The 4,022-nt window shown below is 38.5% G+C and carries 1 protein-coding gene; it reads left to right on the top strand.

Annotated elements, in window-relative coordinates; translation table 11 throughout:
- The coding region (locus tag ACFIM6_RS09405) for a type ISP restriction/modification enzyme (protein WP_375612613.1) at nucleotides 1-4,022 on the top strand (4,022 nt) is incomplete at both ends.

Here is a 4,022-nt window from a genome sequence, read left to right as displayed (position 1 = left end):
CATCAAGAGGGATATGTGGCTATTCAATGTAAGTTTTATAAAGCTGACCATCAGATCAGTAAAAAAGATATTGATAGCTTTATCGCTGCCTCTGGAAAAGACATCTTTAAATATCGACTTCTCGTTGACAGCACAGAAGTGGAATTAAGTGACAATGTGAATGCCATGATTAAAGGACAAGCGATACCCGTTTATCGTATTGACCTTCGTCATATGGAAAACAGTCGTATAGACTGGCAAATATTTGCAACGAAAAAAGAAGTTGTTCTGAAATCAACAAAAGAGCCTCGTCCCCATCAAGAAGAAGCCATCAAGAAAGTCTGTGAAGGTTTAAAAGAAGCAGACCGTGGCAAGCTGATTATGGCATGTGGTACGGGGAAGACTTTCACCAGTTTGAAGATAGCAGAAACCCTTGCTGGGAAAGGCAAGCGTGTTTTGTTTCTGGTACCTTCTCTGGCTTTAGTCTCGCAAACAATCCGTGAATGGACAGCCGATGCACAAGTCCCGTTGCGTTCCTTTGCCGTGTGTTCTGATACGAAAGTAGGCAAGCGTCGTAAAAATCAAGATGATATTGTTGGCATGGAAACATCAGATCTTGTTCTCCCTGCTACCACGGATGCTCAAGCCCTTGCTAAAGAAGCTTGTGAATCCCTAGCAGATGCAATGACCGTGGTCTTTTCAACTTATCATTCTATCCAAGTGATTTCGGATGCACAAAAAGAGCATGGTTTACCCGAATTTGATCTGATCATCTGTGATGAAGCCCATAGAACAACTGGGGCTTCATTGGGAACTGAAGACAATGAATCTGAATTTATCAAGGTTCACGATAACAGCATTATTCGTGGTAAAAAACGTCTCTACATGACAGCAACGCCGCGTATCTTTAGTGACACTGCTAAAAGGCGGGCGGATGAGATCAATGCTGTTTTGGCATCTATGGACGATGAAACCCTTTATGGCAAACAACTTCATCATTATACCTTCGCGGAAGCTGTCGATAATGAACTTTTAACTCCTTACAAGATTGTGGTCTTGGGTATTAATGAAACCTATATCACACCAGCCATACAGGAGATTATTGCCAATGAAAACCGTGAAATTGATTTAGATGATGCGGCAAAAATTATTGGCTGTTATAGAGCACTTACCAAAATAGATAAGCAAGCGGCTGTTGATGATGATGATACAGAGCCCATGCAATGTGCTTTAGCTTTTTGCAAAGACATTAACACCTCTCAATATATAACAAAGCTCTTTAATAAAATTATCAAATCTCATATTGATGATTTCCTTCAAACCGTTCCCTTTCTAAACTGTGAAGTAAGACATATTGACGGAACGCAAAGCGTCAAAAAACGCAATGAGGAATTGGATTGGCTTAAAGAAGATGCGGGGCAAAACGTTTGTCGGATCTTAAGCAATGTTCGGTGTCTTTCAGAAGGGATTGATGTCCCTGCTCTTGATGCCATCATGTTTTTACACCCGCGCAATAGCCAAGTGGATGTGATACAGGCAGTAGGGCGTGTGATGCGTCGTGCTCCAAATAAAAAAACGGGCTATATCATTTTACCCATTATCATTCCTTCACACTTAGAAGCCAAAAAGGCTTTAAAAAACAATAAGAGATACCGTGTTGTTTGGCAAGTTTTGCATGCTTTACATTCTCATGACGAAAGGCTTGCTCGGACAATTAATCAGATGTCTTTAGGACAAGATAGCAGCCATACGATTGAAATTATAGAGATTAAACGAGCCAATGAATTAAAAGAGCTTACCACAACGGTTGATGAGATCTCGATACCATCCAAAACAGAAAGTTCTGGACGTGTCATTGGAACAGCAGAAAGCAAATCTCAATCGGTATCTGGAGGACAAGGAGACCTATTCCGCCGTTCTGAATTTTTTGATTTTGTCAAAGCCATTTTTCTGGATAGTTTTAAAATCACGGATTATTGGGGCATTTGGGCGAACAATGTTGCTGAGATTGCTCAAAACCATATCAATCATCTTAAAGATATGATTTCCGATGAAAAGAGTGAAGCCTTTCACGCCTTTGATGCATTCCATAAGGAATTAAAGAACAACGTCAACAGTGAAATCAAGCAAGAGGAAGCGATTGAGATGTTAGCGCAACATCTTGTCACGCGTCCCGTGTTTGAAGCTTTATTTGACGGTAATGAATTTGTACAGAACAATGCCATTTCGCAAGCAATGGACAAGATCTTAACGGAACTGGATAAAACAAATATCGAAGAGAAAACGAAAGATCTTGATAAATTTTACAAAAGTGTCATGTTCTGTACAGCAGGCATTACGGAAACTCATGCAAAACAGAATCTTATTATCAAACTTTATGAAAGTTTTTTTGCCAAGGCATTTAAGAAAACCACGGATAAGCTTGGAATTGTTTACACGCCCGTTGAGATTGTTGATTTTATCATTCATTCTGTTGATGATGTGTTGCGCAATGAATTTGGCAAAAGCTTAGGGTCACGGGGTGTCTCTATTCTCGATCCTTTCACCGGAACGGGTACTTTTATCACGCGGCTATTACAATCCAATCTCATCAAACCAGAGGATATGGAATATAAATTCCGTCATGATATTCATGCCAATGAGATTGTTTTACTGGCTTATTACATAGCAGCGATTAACATTGAATCGACCTATCATAGTTTGATGAAAGGGAATTATATCCCATTCAAGCATATTGGTTTGGCTGATACGTTTCGGATGCTTGAAAAACAAGATTTGATGAAAGGTTTACTAGAGGAAAACAGTGAATATTTAGAGCATCAAAAGAAACTGGATATTAAAGTTATCTTTGGTAACCCTCCTTATTCGGTAGGACAAAAGAATGAAAACGATAATAATCCCAATATATCTTATCCCATATTAGATGATCGTATTCGTGAGACTTATATAGCTAAATCGAAAGCAACTAGTACGCAAAAGTTATATGATAGTTATATCCGCGCTATCCGCTGGGCTAGTGACCGTATTGATAATGCTGGGGTAATCGGCTTTGTCACAAATGCCGGTTTTATTACTGGACATTCTATGGATGGTTTACGCAAATGCCTCGTTGAAGAATTTAGCAGCCTTTATATTTTCCATTTACGGGGTAACCAACGAACTTCTGGAGAACTTTCTCGAAAAGAAGGTGGTAAAATTTTTGGTTCTGGATCTCGAGCCCCTATAGCGATTTCCATTCTCGTAAAAAATCCAAATGCACAACAGCGTGGTAAGATATATTTTCGTGATATTGGAGATTATCTCACGAGAAAAGAAAAGCTTATAATAATAGAGTCTCTTGGTAGCATTGATGGTATTACACGGAGCAAACAAGGTTGGCAAATAATTACACCAGATAAGTACAGTGATTGGCTTGATCAACGTGATGACAGTTTCAAAACATTCTTAGCTATGGGTGTCAAAAAGGGGCATGATAAAAAGCTCTTTGAAACTTATTCTCTTGGTGTTTCAACCAATCGTGATGCTTGGACGTATAACTCAAGCCGTGAATCTGTAAAGAAAAATATGAATAACATGACTGCCTTCTATAATAATGAGGTAAAACGTTTAAATAATACCTATTCACATGCTGATCGTACAGCACGTGCAAAGGTCGTGAATGATTTCGTCAATTCCGATGTAAGAAAGATTAGTTGGAGCAGTACTCTTAAGAGAGAATTATTAAGAGGTAAATTTTCCGAATTTGAAGATAAATGCCTTATTCAAAGCCTATACCGTCCTTTTACACAACAATGGCTTTATTACAATAGCGTCTTTAATGAAGCAGTTTATCAAATGCCGCGTATATTCCCGATAAGACAAGCGGTTGATAATAAGGTGATACAAATTACAGGTATAGGAGCAAAGAAAGACTTTTCTGTATTGATGACTAAAGCTTTGCCTAATTTAGATTCAATAGAAAAAGGTCAATGTTTTCCACGCTATATTTACGAAGATACTACGGTTTCAAAAAGTAAAAGTGAGAAACAATCCCATTTATTTAC

This window comes from Bartonella sp. AA9NXGY (genome assembly GCF_042196845.1).
Lineage (GTDB): Bacteria > Pseudomonadota > Alphaproteobacteria > Rhizobiales > Rhizobiaceae > Bartonella.
This window is presented reverse-complemented; position numbering and strand designations above follow the sequence as displayed.